The organism is Cellulosimicrobium cellulans (assembly GCF_001722485.1).
Classification (GTDB): domain Bacteria; phylum Actinomycetota; class Actinomycetes; order Actinomycetales; family Cellulomonadaceae; genus Cellulosimicrobium; species Cellulosimicrobium cellulans_A.
Window position 1 is genome coordinate 1 of record NZ_LWGL01000024.1, and the last position, 14,657, is coordinate 14,657.

Annotated in this window: 12 protein-coding genes; 7 read left to right on the forward strand and 5 right to left on the reverse strand. The window is 75.1% G+C overall.

Going from position 1 to position 14,657, the window contains the following annotated elements:
- On the reverse strand, positions 1–2,387 hold a 2,387-nt coding region (locus JZ5iCDA_RS04745; RefSeq protein WP_253181958.1), incomplete at its 3' end, for an ATP-binding protein.
- Between the two features lie 68 nt (positions 2,388–2,455).
- A complete protein-coding gene (locus JZ5iCDA_RS18750; RefSeq protein WP_171905298.1) occupies positions 2,456–2,599 on the reverse strand; it encodes a hypothetical protein in 144 nt (47 codons plus the stop codon).
- A 324-nt stretch (positions 2,600–2,923) separates the two neighbouring features.
- Between JZ5iCDA_RS18750 and JZ5iCDA_RS04750 the strand changes: the two genes are divergently transcribed.
- Together JZ5iCDA_RS04750 and JZ5iCDA_RS04755 are read left to right on the forward strand one after the other, a co-directional pair.
- Entirely contained in the window at positions 2,924–3,616 is a 693-nt protein-coding gene (locus JZ5iCDA_RS04750) for a hypothetical protein (protein WP_253181959.1), read from the forward strand.
- Positions 3,613–4,023 (forward strand): UBP-type zinc finger domain-containing protein, encoded by a 411-nt coding sequence (locus JZ5iCDA_RS04755; RefSeq protein ID WP_139122958.1) that lies wholly within the window; start codon positions 3,613–3,615, stop codon positions 4,021–4,023. Before JZ5iCDA_RS04750 ends, JZ5iCDA_RS04755 begins: the two co-directional genes overlap by 4 nt.
- Positions 4,024–4,214: 191 nt before the next feature.
- Here the strand turns inward: JZ5iCDA_RS04755 and JZ5iCDA_RS04760 are convergent, their stop codons facing one another.
- Positions 4,215–5,657, reverse strand: coding sequence for a DNA polymerase IV (locus JZ5iCDA_RS04760; RefSeq protein WP_171905299.1), 1,443 nt, complete (start codon positions 5,655–5,657; stop codon positions 4,215–4,217).
- Positions 5,658–5,890: 233 nt separating this feature from the next.
- Between JZ5iCDA_RS04760 and JZ5iCDA_RS04765 the strand changes: the two genes are divergently transcribed.
- Positions 5,891–9,499, forward strand: coding sequence for a LamG-like jellyroll fold domain-containing protein (locus JZ5iCDA_RS04765; RefSeq protein ID WP_069386113.1), 3,609 nt, complete (start codon positions 5,891–5,893; stop codon positions 9,497–9,499).
- An 83-nt stretch (positions 9,500–9,582) separates the two neighbouring features.
- Here the strand turns inward: JZ5iCDA_RS04765 and JZ5iCDA_RS04770 are convergent, their stop codons facing one another.
- Positions 9,583–10,005, reverse strand: a complete 423-nt coding sequence (locus JZ5iCDA_RS04770; protein ID WP_069386114.1) for a VOC family protein — start codon at positions 10,003–10,005, stop codon at positions 9,583–9,585.
- 111 nt (positions 10,006–10,116) lie between these two features.
- Positions 10,117–10,779 (reverse strand): pentapeptide repeat-containing protein, encoded by a 663-nt coding sequence (locus JZ5iCDA_RS04775; RefSeq protein WP_069386115.1) that lies wholly within the window; start codon positions 10,777–10,779, stop codon positions 10,117–10,119.
- A 170-nt stretch (positions 10,780–10,949) separates the two neighbouring features.
- Here JZ5iCDA_RS04775 and JZ5iCDA_RS04780 point away from each other — a divergent pair, with 170 nt between their 5' ends.
- Genes JZ5iCDA_RS04780 through JZ5iCDA_RS04795 form a run of 4 tightly spaced genes read left to right on the forward strand, consistent with a single transcriptional unit; the run spans position 10,950 to position 14,657 of the window.
- A complete protein-coding gene (locus tag JZ5iCDA_RS04780; protein ID WP_069386116.1) occupies positions 10,950–11,726 on the forward strand; it encodes a DedA family protein in 777 nt (258 codons plus the stop codon).
- A gap of 52 nt (positions 11,727–11,778) precedes the next feature.
- Positions 11,779–12,627, forward strand: coding sequence for a hypothetical protein (locus tag JZ5iCDA_RS04785; RefSeq protein WP_069386117.1), 849 nt, complete (start codon positions 11,779–11,781; stop codon positions 12,625–12,627).
- A gap of 9 nt (positions 12,628–12,636) precedes the next feature.
- Entirely contained in the window at positions 12,637–13,881 is a 1,245-nt protein-coding gene (locus JZ5iCDA_RS04790) for a MalY/PatB family protein (protein ID WP_069386118.1), read from the forward strand.
- 59 nt (positions 13,882–13,940) lie between these two features.
- Positions 13,941–14,657 (forward strand): TetR/AcrR family transcriptional regulator, encoded by a 717-nt coding sequence (locus JZ5iCDA_RS04795; protein ID WP_139122959.1) that lies wholly within the window; start codon positions 13,941–13,943, stop codon positions 14,655–14,657.

Here is a 14,657-nt window from a genome sequence, read left to right on the forward strand (position 1 = left end):
GCGGCGCCGAGCAGGGCGTGGCCGCGCTCGACGAGGTCGGCGACCTCCGGCGACCCGCCGGCGCCCTGCAGCCGCGCCGCGTCCGCGGCGTCGGCGAGCGCCGCAAGGGCCAGCGCGGAGATCCAGATGCGGCCGAGGAAGTAGTCGCTCCACGTGCGGCCCAGGTACTCCACCAGCTCGACGGCGAGGTCCACGGCCTCGTCGTAGCGGCCCGCCCACGTGAGGGCGTCGATCGAGCAGCCGCCGGAGATGAGGGCGATCTGCCCGTCACGGGACCAGTCGCGGCGCAGCGCCGTGCCACGCTCGACGGCGTCCGCGTCGCCGCGAGCGACGGCGGCGTACAGCTGCACGCAGGACAGGCTGGGTACGGAGCTCTCCGGCACGGTCTCGCCGGACGCGGCCGTGGGCGTGAGGTCGCCGAGCGCGTACCGGGCGAGGTCGACGAAGAGGCGCAGCTCGACGCCGTAGACGCTCCAGCCGATCCCGGTGGCCCGTGCGCGGTCGAGACCGTCGCGCGTGATGCGCAGCGCGTCGTCGAGCCGCCCCGCGTAGTAGCGGTTGGCGGCGATGTTGTACCAGCACCGGAGCTCGGTGAGGATGTCGCCCGCGTCCACGGCGCGCTCGCGCGCCTGGGCGAGGAGCTGGGCGGCGCGGTCGTCGTCCTCGACCTCGAGGACCGCCATGGTCGTCAGCACGTCGGCCTCGACGTCGGGCGCGTCCACGCGGTGGGCCTCCGCGAGCGCCTCGGCCGCGACGTCGGTCGCAAGCTCGTCCTGGTCCGCGTTGAGCGCCGCGCGCGCCCGCATGGCGAGCGTCCAGGCCCGGTCGAGCGACGGCGGGTCGGCGGGCAGGATCGCGAGGGCCGCCTCGGTGTGCGCGAGCACCTCCTCCACGCGCTCGGTGCCGAGCAGGTACCGGGACAGCACGTGGCGCAGCGACGCCTGGCGCAGCGGGTCGTCGGCGGTCGCCTCGACGACCTTGCGGGCCAGCGCGACGGCGCGGTCGGGGTCTCCCGCCCGGCTCGCCGCTCCCGCGGCGGCGAGGGCGACGGCGACGCGGTCCTCGCCGAGCGTCTCGGCGGCGTCCGGCACGGCCGCCCACAGGGAGAGCACCTGCTCGAGGTGGCGCAGCTCCTCCGCGGGCGCCAGGACGCGCGCGGCCTTGCGGGCGGCGGCGCGCGACGCGACGAGCGCGGCGGGCAGGTCGTGCGCGGCGAGGGCGTGGTGGGCGCGCAGCGCGGGGGAGCCGAGGGTGCGGTCGTGGTCGAGCGCGTCGAGGTACGACCGGTGCACGCCGACGCGCTCCCCGGGGAGCAGGTCGGACGCGACGGCCTCCGCGAGCAGGGCGTGCCGGAACACGACGGTGTCGCGCCGCTCGCCGCCGGGGTCGCTCTCGATCGCGAGGACGTGGTGCGCGATCGCCTCGCGCAGGGCCCGGTCGAACGCGCCGGGGTCGTCGTCGAACGACGCGTCCTCCGCGAGGACGGCGCGCAGGAGCGGCTCGGAGACCTGCCGGCCCGAGACGGACGCGGCCCGCACGAGCTGCTGGACGGCGGGGTCGAGCGACTCGAGGCGTGCCCGCAGGACGTCGGCGAGGGACCACGGGAGCTCGCCGTCGGGCCCGGCCTCGACGAGCTCCTCGGCGAAGTAGGCGTTGCCCTCCGAGCGCGTGCGGACCGACTCGAACGCGGCCTCGCCGAGGCGCCCGCCCGCGACGGCCGTGGTGAAGGCGCGCAGCTCCGCCGCGGTGAACGGCTGGAGGTCGACGTGCTCGACGCGCGGGTGCCGGCGCAGCTCGGCGAGCACGGGGCGCAGCGGGTGGCGCCGGTGCAGGTCGTCCGTGCGGTAGCTCGCGACGACGAGCACGTGCTCGGTGCGCAGGCGCGCGACGACGAAGCGCAGGACGTCGCGGCTCGACGGGTCCGCCCAGTGCAGGTCCTCGACGACGAGCACGAGCGGCGCGTCCGCCGAGCCCGACGCCGCGAGCGCCGCCGCGATGGACTCGAAGAGCTGGAGGCGCTCGGCCTGGCTCTGCTCGCCGTCGGCCGGCAGCGTCGCGTCGAGCAGGCGCGCGAGGGCGGGCCGGGCGGTGACCGTCGCGTCCACGGCGTCGTGCGCCGCGCGCAGCGTGGTGAGCGCCTCGGTGAACGGCAGGTAGGGCAGGCCGACCTCGCCCAGGTCGACGCAGTGGCTCCAGACCACCGCCGCGCCGCGCTCGGCGGCGAGCTCGGCCGCCCGCGTCAGCAGGCGCGTCTTGCCGACGCCCGCGTCGGCGCCGACGAGGACGACGCCGGGCTCGCCGCGCCGCGCACGCTCCACCGCGGCGGCGAGCTGGTCGAGCTCGGCGTCACGGGCCACGAACGGCGCACGCGCGGAAGGTCGGGGCACGGACCACATCCTCCCAGCGCGCACCGACACCGGGCCAGGGGGATTCCCGGTCGCGGCCGGGGCGGCGGTCACCGCGTGGTGCCGGTGTGCCGGTTCCGGCGTCCGCGCAGCCAGTGCAGCAGCACGGGCTCGCCCCGCTGGTAGTCCTCGCGCAGCCGCTGCTGGTGGTAGGAGAGCTCGGCCTCGAAGGCCGGGCCGAACTGCATGCTCATGGTCGTCCCCGTCCCGCAGGCTCCCTGCCTGCCTGACGACCACGGTCGTCCTGAGCCCCCGTGCCGAGGATCGGTCGTCCGGGCACGGTCGACCGGGGGGAGGCCTCAGATGCGGGGTGGCGGACGCCCACGCCGGGTCTGAGGTACCTCAGACGCGCCTGGCGGAGCGGTTCCGGACCCCGGCAGAGGCCCTGCACGAGGGCCGCCTCGCTCGCCTCCTGCACCGGGTGTGGTCCACGTCACGTTCCCGTTGCCAACGTCCCGGGCCGGTCGCACACTGGGGGTGACCGGACCCGCCGTGTGGGGCGACCTGGGGGTGACCTCGTGACCGACACCTACGACATGCTGCCGATGCTGGGCCGTGGCAAGCACCGCAACCCGAAGAAGGGCGCGTGCTTCATGGAGCTCGCGTCCTATCTCGCGGGGGAGCGCTGGAGCGACCATCCCCGGTGCACCCATCCGCTGCTCGCCATGCTGGCCCGCGCGGTCAACGACCTGACGGTGGACCCGGAGCGGCCGAAGCTCGCGCCGCTGATCCCGTCCGTCATCGGGCTGACGAGCGACGACCCGCACTGGGACGTCCGCATCGCGCTGCGCGCCGCGCAGACCGCGCTGCCGATCTCGCCCGCCGAGCGCCAGCAGACGCTCGCGGTCGCGATCATCGGCGCGGAGCGCATGCTCGACGTCCTCGACGACCGCCCGGCCGGCACGCTCAGCGCCGAGTCGGCGGACGCGCTCGCGACCTGCCCGCGCACCGCGCGCTGGGCGCAGCGGTTCTGCGAGGGCGCCCGGCTGCGCCCCAGCCGGTTCGTCCGGGACGCCGCGCCGAGCATCATCTCCGCGGCCGTCCAGGGCATCGCCGAGGCGTGCGTGCCGAACCCGGACGAGCGGCTGCGCGACCTGCTCACGGCGACGATCGACGACTGCCGTGCCTGGTCCGACGCCGCACCCGCGCCCGAGCTCGAACCCGAGTCGTGGACGGCCGTGGTCAGAGCAGCGGGTGCGGGCGCCAGATGACGGCGGACCGGGCACCGAACGTCAACGGCGACGGGCTCGACGACCCCGCGCTCGCGGCGGCGCTGCAATCAGCCGTGCGGCCGAACGTCCGCCCGAGCGGGACGGTGTGCGCCGAGTGCGACGCCGCCGGCGGCTGGTGGGTGCACCTGCGACGCTGCGCGACGTGCGGGCACGTGGGGTGCTGCGACACCTCGCCCGAGCAGCACGCGACCGCGCACTACGAGGCGACGGGCCACCGGCTCATGCGGTCGTTCGAGCCCGGCGAGGACTGGTTCTGGGACTTCGAGACGGAACAGGTGCTCGAGGGGCCGCACCTCGCGGCGCCGCTCTCGCGCCCGCCCGAGCAGGAGTCCCCCGGGCCGGTCGACCGCATGCCGGCGAACTGGCGCGAGCTCATCCACACCTGACGCCGCAGCGCCCGGAACGGCGTTCGCGCTGCTCGCGACGGGCCCCGGGAGTTCACCCGCCTTCCACCTGGACGAGCGTCCAGATCGGCCCGTACGCTGGATCCAACGGTGAGCCCCTGCATCGCCGTCGGCGCCCTCGTCCATCCCCCTGCGGACGAGGGCGCCTCTCATTCTCCGGGCGCCTCTCATGCTCAGGGTGCGTCCTCGCCGGTCGTCTCGCCCGGGACCGCCTCTTCTCCCGCCACCTCCCCGTCGGGCCCGAGCGGCGGGACGAGCAGCAGCTCCTCGGCCTCGGGGTCGACCCAGCGCTGGTAGCCGGGGCCCGTTCGCGCCGTCTCGAAGCGCACCGCGACGCGGCCGTCGTCGCCGACGCGCACCACCCAGCCCCGGCCGTCGGCGGCCGTCTGCACGTCGAGCCCCGGCGCGACGTCCGACGCGGCGGCGCGCCGCGGCCACCGGCTGGCCTCGGCCGGGGGCGGGGCGTCCTCGAGGCCGGAGGCGTCCCGGCCGGTCGGCGGCTTCGCGGGCGGAGCGTCGTCGTCGAGCGGGAGCATGAGCTGCGCGTGCTCGGACAGCGCGTGGAACGACGTCCCGAGCAGCCGCACCGGCTCGGTGACGTCGGCGAGCACCAGAGCCCGGTGGGCCGCCGCGCGCAGCGCGCCCTCGTCCGACGTCGGGCGCGGCAGGGTGACCGACCGCGTGAGCGTCGTGAACGACGCGAGGCGCACCTTGACGACGACGGTCCGCGCGGCGGTCCCGTGGCTCTCCAGGCGCGCGAGCGCGGAGTCGACGACCCGGTCGAGCGCCCGCGCGATCGCGGCCCGTCCGTGCAGGTCGGTGTCGAACGTGTGCTCGGCGCCGGCGGACTTGCGCTCGCGCACGGTGGTCACAGGGCGGTCGTCCCAGCCGCGCGCGATCCGGTAGAGGTTCGTGCCGCCGGCCTCGCCGGCCACCATGAGGAGGGTGTCGAGCGGCTGCCGGCGCAGGTCAGCGACGGTGCGCACGCCGAGCTCGTCGAGGCGTGCCGCCGACACGGGTCCAACGCCCCACAGCGCCCGGACCGGCATCGCGAGCAGGAAGTCCTCCTCGTCCTCGGCGCCCACGACCCGGACCCCGCCCGGCTTCGCGGCCTCCGACGCGAGCTTCGCGACGAGCTTGGACCGGCCGAGGCCGAGGGAGACCGGCAGGCCGCTCAGCTCGAGCGCCCGCGCCCGGATGCCCTGCGCGAGGGCCTCGAGGTCCGTTCCCGGGCCGGCCGCGGCGTCGAGGTCGGCGAACGCTTCGTCGATGCTCACCTGCTCGACGACGTCCGTGACCTCGCGCAGCGCCGCCATGATCCGCGCCGAGTACGCCGCGTACGCCGCGAACCGCGGCACGACCACGACGGTCGACGGCGGGCACAGCCGCCGCGCGAGCTCCATCGGCATCGCGGACCGCGCGCCGTGCACGCGCGCCTCGTAGGACGCCGTCGCGACGACGCTCCGGGGGCCGACCCCGCCGACGAGCACGGGTCGCCCGCGCAGGGACGGGCGCTGGTGCTGCTCGACCGCCGCGAAGAACGCGTCGGCGTCGAGGTGCGCGACCGTCGCCCGTGCGCGCAGCACGGGAGCGCGCAGCACGCGGTCGGGGGTCACCGCACCACAATGCCCCGCGGTGCCGACACAGGCGCGCACGCCACCGTCGGGCAGCAGGGGCCGTGCCGGTCGGCGGACGACGTCGCCGGAAGGTGTTGTGCATCTGTGGTGGAAGTTGTTTGATTCTGGTGAGCGGTGCTCGACGTCCTGGCCAACGGAGGCCGGGACACCCGGACCACGGTGGTCCGCACGCACCGCTCGGCACGGTGATCACTCGACGAGGAGGACCACGCATGCATCGCCTGACAGCGATATCACCGCGACGGGGGCGTCGGCAGAGACTGCTGGCGGCCGCCCTCGCCGCCGCGCTGACCGTCCCGCTCGCCGCCGTCTCGGCGACGACGGCCGGAGCGCTCCCGCAGGCCCCGGCGGACGAGCCCGCCGCCGAGGAGCCGCAGACCCAGCACGGGCTCAAGGGGGAGTACTTCCTGTCCGGGGGGCCGGCCTGGCCGCTGGAGGATCTGCGCGCCACCATCCCGGACGAGCGGATCGAGTTCCAGAACCTCGTGCCGACGTTCCAGGAGCTCACGGGGCGCGGCGAGCGCACCGCCGCCCGCTGGACCGGGACGATCACGCCCGACTTCAGCGAGGCCTACACGTTCTCCGCGATCGGCGACAACGGCTTCCGCCTGTGGATCGACGACCAGCTCGTCATCGACCACTGGGTCGACGACTGGGACGTCGAGCACTCGTCCGCGCCGATCGAGCTCCAGGCGGGGCAGGCGTACGAGTTCCGCATGGAGATGTTCCAGAACACGGGCGGCTCCCACCTGCGGTTGCGGTGGCAGAGCCCCTCGCAGGAGCGTGAGATCGTGCCGACCGACGCCTTCGCCTACCCCGAGGACTTCGTCGTCTTCCCGGCCGCGGCCTCGCTCGAGGCCGACGGCACGAGCCTGAACGTCGCGTTCGAGGACGTCGTGGGCGGCGTCGACGAGAGCCTCGCCGAGCACCTCCGGGTCCAGGTCGACGCGCTTGCGTGGCCGGTCGCGGACGTCGCGGCGCAGGACGACGTCCTCGGCGTGACGATCGGCGCACCGGTCGACCGCGCGTCGTCGGTCCGCCTCGTCTACGACGGCGAGGGCGGCCTCACGGTGGGCGGTGAGCCGGTCGGGTCGCTCAACCTCCCGGTCGAGAACGGCTCGGAGTACCGCCTCGCGACGCCGTGGGCGGACGACTTCGACCCCGAGAACCCGCTGCCCGAGTACCCGCGCCCGCAGATGGCGCGCGAGGCGTGGGAGAACCTCAACGGGGTCTGGGAGTTCGAGCCGGCGCCCGAGGGCGCGGGCGACGACTGGGTCCCCGCCCCGGGCGAGGCCCTCGCGGAGGAGATCGTCGTCCCCTACGCCGTCGAGTCCGCGCTGTCGGGCATCGAGCGCCGCGAGGACGACATGGTGTACCGCCGCACGATCACGGTGCCCGAGGACTGGGCCGTCGGCGGCGGCGCGAACCGCCTGCGCCTCAACTTCGGCGCCGTGGACTACGAGGCGACCGTCTACCTCAACGGCACCGAGGTCGGCTCGCACCGCGGCGGCTACGACGCCTTCTCGTTCGACGTCACGGACGCGCTCGTCCCGGGCGCCGAGCAGGAGCTCGTCGTGCGCGTCGTCGACACGACCGACGGCAGCAACCAGGCCGTCGGCAAGCAGACGCTCAACCCGGGCGGCATCTTCTACACCCCGACGTCGGGCATCTGGCAGACGGTGTGGATGGAGCCCGTGCCGGCGGCGGCGATCGACGCCGTCGTCACGACGCCGGACATCGAGGCCGGCATCCTCGCGGTGACCGTGCAGTCGGCGGACGCGTCCGACGGCGCGACCGTCACCGCGGTGATCCGCGACGCCGAGGGCGCCGAGGTCGGCACGGCGACGGGCACGGCGAACGAGCAGCTCGTCGTCGAGGTGCCGGACGCCCACCTGTGGTCGCCGGAGGACCCGTACCTGTACGACGTCGACGTCACCCTCACCGACGGGGACGTCACGGACACGGTGGCCTCCTACGCGGGCATGCGCTCGATCGAGGTCGACGAGGTGGACGGGGTCAACCGCATCCTCCTCAACGGCGAGCTGACGTACCTCATGTCCACGCTCGACCAGGGCTACTGGCCGGACGGCATCTACACGCCCGCGTCCGACGAGGCGTACGTGCACGACATCCAGGCCCACAAGGACCTCGGGTTCAACACGCTGCGCAAGCACATCAAGGTCGAGCCGGCGCGGTTCTACTACCACACCGACCGTCTGGGCGTGATGGTGTGGCAGGACATCCCGAGCGGCTGGTTCGCGAACGGCGACACCGACCCCGCGTCCCGCACGTTCTGGGAGGCGGAGATGAAGGAGATCATCGACCAGCTCCGGTCGGTGCCGTCCATCGTCGGCTGGGTGACGTTCAACGAGGGCTGGGGCGAGTGGGACCTCGCCGAGACCGCGCGCATCGGCAACGAGATCGACGCGTACGACCCGAGCCGCATCCTCAACACGCACTCGGGCTACAACTGCTGCGCGTCGAAGGGTGACTCGAGGACCGGCGACATCATCGACCACCACATGTACACCGGACCGGCGACGCCGCGGCCGGACGCCACGCGTGCGTCGATCGACGGCGAGCACGGCGGCTTCTCGCTCAGCGTCCCGGGCCACATGTGGCCGGGCGTCTCGGCGAACCCGTACGGCGGCGTCGCGGACTCCGAGGCGCTCACCGACGCGTACGTCGCGAACACCGAGAAGCTCGTGCGGCCCGCGCAGTGCTACCTCTCGGGCTCGGTGTACACGGAGATCTCCGACGTGGAGAACGAGCTCAACGGCTTCTGGACGTACGACCGCAAGGTCCTCAAGATGGACGCGGCGCGCGTGAAGGACGTCAACGAGCGCGTCATCGCCGCGGCCCGCCAGGGCGTCGAGCCGGCCGACCCGGGCACGCCCGGGCTCACCGGCGTCGGGCGCTGGTCGTTCGACGAGGGCCAGGGCACCACGGCGGCGGACTCGGTGGGCGACCACCCGGCGTCGGGCACCGGCACCTGGGTGACCGGTCACGGCGACGCCGGGACCGCGCTGAAGCTGAACGGCACGAACCAGTCGTTCGCGACGGAGGGCCCGGTGCTCGACACGACCGGCTCCTACACGGTCTCGGCGTGGGTCCAGCTCGACCGCATCCCGGGCAACTGGGCGACGATCGTCGGCCAGGACTCGGTCACCGGCTCGAGCGCGTTCTACCTCCAGTACGGCGGCGGCGGCCGGTTCGCCTTCTCCTACGACGGCGAGCCGCGGGCCGAGTACGTCGTGCAGCCGGTCCTGGGCGACTGGTACCACGTCGTCGGCGTCCGCGACGCGGACGCGCAGACCCTCACCCTGTTCGTCAACGGCGAGCAGGTCGGGCAGTCCAGCGTCTGCGGCGGCACGTCACCGTCCGGCCCGCTCACCATCGGCCGCGGCCAGTGGGGCGGCAACCCGGTGGACTACTGGCCCGGCACGATCGACGACGTGCGGGTCTTCGACCGCGCGCTGTCGGCCGACGAGGTCGCGGCGGTCCACGCGGGCGACGACGGCGAGGAGCCGGAGCTCGACGTGACCGCGACGGCGCAGGCCCGCTGCCTCGCCGGCAAGGTGTACGTCGCGGTCCGGGCGACGAACGGCAGCGACGTGGCGCTCGACGTCACGCTCGACACGCCGTTCGGCTCCAAGACCGTCGCGGGCGTCCAGCCGGGCGCGAACGCCTACCAGTCGTTCGCGGTCCGGGCCGGGTCGGTCGACGCCGGCTCCGCGACCGTCACGGCGACGGGCGAGGTCGACGGCGAGACGGTGACCACCGAGGTCGACGCGCCGTACGACGCGCTCACCTGCGGCTGACGCCCGCGGAGCAGGACCCCGTCCCACGGTGGAGCCCTGGTCGCCGACCAGGGCTCCACCCCGGCCGGCCGGTCGGTGAGCCGTCAGGTCCGGGGCGCCGCCCCGGCCACGTTGACCATCCAGACGACGCCGAACCGGTCGGTGACCATGCCGAACTCGTCGCCCCACGGCGCGGTCTCGATCGGCATGGCGTTCGTGCCGCCGTCGGACAGCGCGGCGAACCACCGGTGGAGCCGCTCGCTCTCGTCCGGCCCGCCCGACAGGGCGATCGACGGGTTGAGGCCCACGGGCGTGCCCGGCGGGACGTCGGACGCCATCACGGTGCCGACGCCGGGCACATCGACCTGGGAGTGCATGACCTTGTCCGCCTGGGCGGGGTCGTCGACGCCGCCCGACGAGCCGTAGGTGCTGATGTCCGCCGGGGCGCCGAACACGGAGCCGTAGAACTCGATGGCCTCGCGGGCGTCGCCGTCGAAGGTCAGGTAGGGGCTGAGCTGCACGGTCATGGTCGGGCTCCTTCGCGCGGGACGATGCCGACGACGGGCGGGCCCCCGCCGTGCCACGGGATCATCGTCCTCGCGCCGTGCTCGGCGGGCAAGGGCGCCGGCCGCGGTGCGTCAGTCGTCGACGGTGATGCCGAGCCCTTCCGCGAGGAGCGGCGCGAGCCGCGCGAGCTGGTCCGGGGTCACGGTCGCGCCCGCGAGCGAGCGCACGCCCGCGACCGCGTCGAGGTCCGCGCCGCGCAGGTCGACGTCCTCGAGCGTCGACGCCTGGACGTCGAGCCGCCGCACGCACGTCCCGGCGAACGCGACGCGCGCCGCCCGCGCCTGCACGAGGTCCAGCTCGTCGATCGTGCAGTCGGTGAACAGGACATCGCGCAGCTCGGCGCCCCGGAGGTTGACGAACCCGAGCTTGCAGCCGACCACGTGCACGCGGTCCCACGTGGACTCGTAGAGCTCGGCCGAGCCCAGGCGCGCGTCGCGCAGCTCGACGTCGCGCCACCGTCCGCGCACGCCCTGCACGACGGGCACGTCGAGGCGCTCGAGGACGACCTCGCCCAGGGTCGCGTGCCGCAGGTCGGCCTCGTCGGCGCGCACCCCCGCGAGGCGCGAGGCGTACACGCTCGCCCCGTCCAGGTTCACCGCGTCGAGGCGCAGGTCGGTGATCTCGAAGCCCTCGAGGTCGGCGCCGGGCTCGAGGTCGTACGCGTCGCCCGGCGCGAGACCGTCGAGCACGACGGGGTCCAGCGCGGGCGGGGCGGTGCGGGGCGCAGCAGGCACGGTGGGCCTCTCCTCACGGGGCGGTGGAGCCGGACGCGGGCGTCGCGCCCATCGAACCACTCCGCTCGTCGGCGTCAGGAGGCGCGGACCGACGTCCGCACCAGACCTCCACACGGTCTCGCTCCCGTCGGGCCGGTGCGTCCACGCGCCGTCGCATAGGGTCAAGACCCATGCGCCCCGGACTCCTCGACGCCCTGCCCGCCACCGTCTCCGCGGCGCAGGAGCCGGCCCTCGACGGGGTCGCCGGCTGGGCGGTGAACCTCATGGAGACGCTCGGCGTCGTCGGTGCCGCCCTCGCGATCGCGCTCGAGAACCTCTTCCCGCCGCTGCCGAGCGAGGTCATCCTCCCGCTCGCCGGCTTCACGGCGAGCCAGGGCAGCTTCGGCCTCGTCGAGGCGATCGTGTGGACGACGGGAGGCTCCGTCGTCGGTGCCCTCGCGCTCTACGCGGTCGGGGCGATCGTCGGGCGCGAGCGGACGCGGTGGATCGCGGAGCGGCTCCCGCTCGTCAAGGTCGAGGACGTCGACCGCACCGAGCAGTTCTTCCTGCGCCACGGCGGCGCGACCGTGTTCTTCGGCCGCTTCATCCCCATCTTCCGCAGCCTCATCTCGATCCCCGCGGGCGTCGAGCGCATGCCGCTGTGGAAGTTCACGGCACTGTCGGCGGCGGGCAGCGCGATCTGGAACACGATCTTCGTGTACGCGGGGTACGCGCTCGGGGAGAACTGGCACGTCGTCGAGCAGTACGCCGGCACCTTCCAGAAGATCGTCATCGCGGTCGTCGCGCTCGCCGTCGTGTGGTTCGTCTCGACGCGCGTGTGGCGCTGGGTGCACGACGACGACCGCCCCGCCCACGCGCGCGGGCGCGGCACGCCGGCCCCGTCGGAGGACGACGCGTCGGCCGAGGGCTCGACCCCGCGGGGCGAGCGGCGCGACCCCGGCGCCTGACCGCACCCCGGCCGGGGTGGCGGTCCTCGGCCGCGACCCCGATCATCGGAGGGTGATCCTCTCGGTCGCGGCCGCCGTGGGAGCCGCGGTCGCGTACGCGGTGAGCACGATCATGCAGGCGGTCGCGACGCGGCGCGCCCACGGGCTCGCCGCGATGGCGCAGCCGCTCGTCGTCGGCGGCCTCGTGCTCGACGGCGCCGCGTGGCTGCTGTCGCTGCTGGCCCTCGACCACCTGCCGCTGTTCGTCGTGCAGGCGGTCGTGGCGTCGTCGCTCGTGGCCGTCGTCGTGCTGGCGCGCCTCGTGCTCGGCGCAACGCTGCGCCGCGCGGACCTCGTGGCGATCGCCGTCGTGGTCCTCGCGCTCGTCGTCCTCGCCCTCTCGGCGGGCGAGCAGCCCGCCACCACGCCGCCCGCCGGGTTCACGACGGCGACGGTCGTCGCCGGTGTCGTGCTGCTCGCAGGCGTCGGCCTCGCCTACCGGCGCGGCCACCCGATCCTCCTCGCGCTGCTCGGCGGCCTCGGCTACTCCGTCGCGGCGATCGCCGCGCGCGGCGCGCACGCGTCGGGCGACCTGCTCGACACCGTCCTGCAGCCGCTCGCCCTCGCGATCGTCGCGGCCGGCGCCGCCGGCGTGCTCGGCTACCTGCGCGCGCTCGAGAAGGGCGCCGTGGGGTCGGTCGCCGCGACGGTGTCCGTCGTGGAGGTCCTCGTCCCCGGCGCCGTCGGGCTCGTCGTGCTCGGCGACGTCGTGCGCGACGGCTGGGCGGTGCCCGCCGCGGCCGCGACCGTCCTCGCCGTCGCCGGGTGCGTCGCGCTCGCCACCAGCCCCGCCAACGCCGCGGCCGAGGAGCCTGCCCCGCCGGCGGACGGCGCCCGGGCCGCCGCGCCCGAGCCGACCTAGGGTGGCCGTGTGAGCCCGGACCCGACGCGCACCACCGTGACCGCCACCCCGCTGGACGTGCCGACGCTGGACGAGCTGCGGCGCCGCACGTCGGTGAAGTGGCAGGCCTTCGGGCCCGACGTGCTCCCCCTGTGGGTCGCCGAGATGGACGCCGCCCCGTGCGAGCCCGTGGTCGACGCCGTGACGGCGGCCCTGCGCGCCGGCGACACCGGGTACGACCACGGCAGCGCGTACGCCGAGGCGTTCGCGCGGTTCGCGCAACGGCGGTGGGGCTGGTCGCCCGACGTCGCGACGGCGCGCACGCTTCCCGACGTCATGCTCGGGATCGTCGAGGTGGTCCGGGTGCTGACGGCCCCCGGCGACGCGGTCGTCGTCAACCCGCCCGTCTACCCGCCGTTCTACGGCTTCACGCAGAACGAGGGGCGCCGGGTCGTCGCCGCGCCCCTCGGCCCCGACCTGCGCCTCGACCTCGCCGCGCTCGAGCGCGCGTTCGCCGACGCGACCGGCGCCACCCCGCACGGGCGCGGGGCCGGGAGCGGGCACCGCGCCGTCTGGCTCCTGTGCAACCCGCACAACCCGACCGGCACGGCGCACACGCCCGCCGAGCTCGAGGCGGCGCTGGCGCTCGCGGCGCAGTACGGCGTCCGGGTGGTCGCCGACGAGATCCACGCGCCGGTCACGCGCCCGGGCCTCGACGGCCGCCCGGCCACGGCGCACACGCCGCTCCTCGCGGTCCCCGGGTCGGACGACGCGGTCGCCGTCGTCTCCGCGTCGAAGGCGTGGAACCTCGCCGGGCTCAAGGCGGCGCTCGCCGTCGGCGGACCGGGCGCCGCGGACGACCTTCGCCGCATCCCCGAGGAGGCCGGGCACGGCGTCCAGCACGTCTCGGTCATCGCGCACGTCGCCGCGCTCGACCACGGCGAGGAGTGGCTCGACGCCGTGCTGGCCGGCGTCGAGCGCAACGCCCACCTCCTCACCGACCTCCTCGCCGAGCACCTGCCGGCCGTGCGGTACCGGCCCGGCGAGGCGACGTATCTCGCCTGGCTCGACGCGCGCGACCTGCCGGGCGACGCGGGCCGCGACCCGCGCGCGTGGTTCCTCGACCGGGCGGGCGTCGCGCTCGAGGACGGGCGCCGGTTCGGCCCGGGCGGCGAGGGGCACGTGCGGCTCAACCTCGCGACGAGTATCGACCTGCTCACCGAGGCGGTCGGGCGCATGGGCGCGTCCCTGGCGACCGGCACGCCACCGGCGTGACGTACGCCTCACGGCCATGACGGTGCACTCGGTGCAACGCTGCACTTAGTGTAGTGATCGTGCCCGACGTCTCCCCTCCACCCGCCGGCGACCGCCGTGCGCTCCTCAAGGCGCGCACCCGGCGAGCGATCGTCGACGCCGCCGCGGCGCTCATGGACGCCACCCGGAGCCTCGACTTCACGGTGGACGAGCTCGCGGCCCGCGCCGACGTCTCCCGGCGCACGGTCTTCAACCACTTCGCGTCCCTCGACGACGTCGTCGCGGCCGTCCTCGCCGACTCGTTCCACGGCGTCGTCGAGGCGATGGGGGCGACCCCGCCGCCGCAGGGCGACGACCCGCACGTCGCGATGGTCGCCGACATGGCGCAGGCCCTGCGGGCGACGGACCTCGTCCCCGCGCTGTCGTCCCTGACCCGCGGGCTCGGCATCGACTGGCGCGAGTGCGACGACGGTGCCCGGACGCTCCCGCCGCACGAGGTCGTGATCCTCCTGCGCTCGCTCTCCGAGACGGGCGAGGCGCTCGTGGACGCCCTGCAGCAGCGGCACCCCGACGCCGAGCGCTTCGACGTCGACCTCACGGTCGGGTCGATGATGAGCAGCCTCGTCGTGCTGCACCGGTACTGGTTCCTCGAGACCGCCGGCGGGGCGGACGCGCGGTCGCGCGCCGTCTGGTCGGGCCTCCTCGAGCGCATGCTCGCCAGCGCGGGCGCCCCCGCGCCCGCTCCGCAGAGCACTCCTCAGACCCCTCGTCCGCACACCTCTCCCCGCACGAACTGA

Coding starts and splice junctions, on each gene's coding strand:
- JZ5iCDA_RS18750 (WP_171905298.1), bottom strand. CDS start 2,599: ATGAGCATGCAGTTCGGCCCGGCCTTCGAGGCCGAGCTCTCCTACCAC.
- JZ5iCDA_RS04755 (WP_139122958.1), top strand. CDS start 3,613: ATGACGGCGGACCGGGCACCGAACGTCAACGGCGACGGGCTCGACGAC.
- JZ5iCDA_RS04765 (WP_069386113.1), top strand. CDS start 5,891: ATGCATCGCCTGACAGCGATATCACCGCGACGGGGGCGTCGGCAGAGA.
- JZ5iCDA_RS04770 (WP_069386114.1), bottom strand. CDS start 10,005: ATGACCGTGCAGCTCAGCCCCTACCTGACCTTCGACGGCGACGCCCGC.
- JZ5iCDA_RS04780 (WP_069386116.1), top strand. CDS start 10,950: ATGCGCCCCGGACTCCTCGACGCCCTGCCCGCCACCGTCTCCGCGGCG.